General features: G+C 69.8%; 1 protein-coding gene and 1 pseudogene. Both read left to right on the top strand.

Annotation, left to right across the window (positions count from 1 at the left end):
* A pseudogene (locus AN216_RS00480) lies at positions 1–1,017 on the top strand (2-oxoacid:acceptor oxidoreductase subunit alpha); the annotation flags it as partial.
* A 97-nt stretch (positions 1,018–1,114) separates the two neighbouring features.
* Positions 1,115–2,127: 2-oxoacid:ferredoxin oxidoreductase subunit beta (locus AN216_RS00475; protein WP_244502256.1), on the top strand; the 1,013-nt coding region annotated here is incomplete at its 3' end.

Genomic DNA, 2,127 nt, shown 5'->3' with positions numbered 1-2,127 from the left:
TTCCAGGCCGAGGACGAGATCTCCGCCATCGGGGCCGCGCTGGGCGCCTCCTTCGGCGGCGCGCTCGGCGTGACCACCACCTCCGGCCCGGGTGTCGCGCTGAAGTCCGAGACGATCGGCCTCGCCGTGTCGCTGGAGCTGCCGCTGCTGGTCATCGACATCCAGCGGGGTGGTCCTTCCACCGGCATGCCCACCAAGACCGAGCAGGCCGACCTGCTCCAGGCGATGTACGGCCGCAACGGCGAGGCGCCGGTGCCGATCGTCGCGGCGGCCACCCCGGTCGACTGCTTCACGGCCGCGCTGGACGCCGCCCGTATCGCTTTGACCTATCGCACCCCGGTCTTCCTGCTGTCCGACGGCTATCTGGCGAACGGCTCCGAGCCCTGGCGGGTGCCCGAGGTGGACTCGCTGCCCGACCTGCGGGTGCAGTTCGCCCAGAGCCCGAACCACGAACTGCACGACGGCACCGAGGTGTTCTGGCCGTACAAGCGGGACCCTCAGACCCTCGCGCGTCCGTGGGCGGTGCCCGGTACCCCGGGGCTGGAGCACCGGATCGGCGGCATCGAGAAGCAGGACGGCACGGGGAACATCAGCTACGACCCGGCCAACCACGACCACATGGTCCGCACCCGGCAAGCCAAGGTGGACGGCGTCGAGGTGCCCTCGATCGAGGTCGACGACCCCGGCGCGGAGCACGAGGGACCGGCCCGGCTGCTGGTGCTGGGCTGGGGTTCGACGTACGGACCGATCACCGCCGCCGTACGCCGGGTGCGCCGGGCCGGCGACCGGGTGGCACAGGCTCACCTGCGGCACCTCAACCCCCTCCCGCCGAACCTGGGCGAGGTACTGCGCGGCTACGACAAGGTGCTCGTGCCGGAGATGAACCTCGGCCAACTGGCCACCCTCGTACGCGCCACATACCTCGTCGACGCCGAGTCCTACACCCAGGTCCGCGGCCTGCCGTTCAAGGCGGAGCAGCTCGCGGACGCTCTCAAGGAGGCCATCACAAATGGCTGAGCACCTGTCCGGCACCCTCACAGGGAGCCTTCCCCTCGCCGAGGACGACAGCCAGCAACCGCTGTCCCTGGTCCCGAAGGCCGAGGGCACACAGTCGATGAAGGACTTCAAGTCGGACCAGGAGGTCCGCTGGTGCCCCGGCTGCGGTGACTACGCCGTGCTGGCCGCGGTGCAGGGCTTCATGCCGGAACTGGGGCTGGCCAAGGAGAACATCGTCTTCGTCTCCGGGATCGGCTGCTCGTCCCGCTTCCCGTACTACATGAACACCTACGGGATGCACTCCATCCACGGTCGGGCCCCGGCCATCGCGACCGGGCTGGCCTCCGCCCGCCGGGACCTGTCGGTGTGGGTGGTCACCGGGGACGGGGACGCCCTGTCGATCGGCGGCAACCACCTGATCCACACCCTGCGACGGAACGTCAACCTGAAGATTCTGCTGTTCAACAACCGGATCTACGGCCTCACCAAGGGCCAGTACTCCCCCACCTCGGAGCCGGGGAAGATCACCAAGTCGACCCCGATGGGCTCGCTGGACTCGCCGTTCAACCCGGTGTCGCTGGCCCTGGGCGCGGAGGCGTCCTTCGTGGCCCGCACGGTCGACTCGGACCGCAAGCACCTCACCTCGGTGCTGCGGGCCGCGGCCGACCATCCCGGCACGGCGCTGGTGGAGATCTACCAGAACTGCAACATCTTCAACGACGGCGCCTTCGAGGTCCTCAAGGACAAGCAGCAAGCGCAGGAGGCGGTCATCCGGCTGGAGCACGGCGAACCCATCCGGTTCGGGCTCCCCGCCCAGGACGGTCTGGGCGAGCGCGGTGTCATACGCGACCCGGCGACCGGCGAACTGCGGATCGTCGAGGTGGCCGAGCACGGCACGGACGGCATCCTCGTGCACGACGCGCACGCCGAGTCGCCCGGCACGGCCTTCGCGCTCTCCCGACTGGCCGACCCGGACACCCTGCACCGTACGCCGATCGGCGTGCTGCGGGACGTACGCCGTCCGGTCTACGAGAAGCTGATGGCCGATCAGCTCGAGGACGCTATGCAGCAGCAGGGCAAGGGCGACCTCGGCACGCTCCTGGCGGGCCGGGACACCTGGACAGTCGTCGG

Source organism: Streptomyces oceani, assembly GCF_001751245.1.
In the GTDB taxonomy this organism is placed as follows: domain Bacteria; phylum Actinomycetota; class Actinomycetes; order Streptomycetales; family Streptomycetaceae; genus Streptomyces; species Streptomyces oceani.
This window is presented reverse-complemented; position numbering and strand designations above follow the sequence as displayed.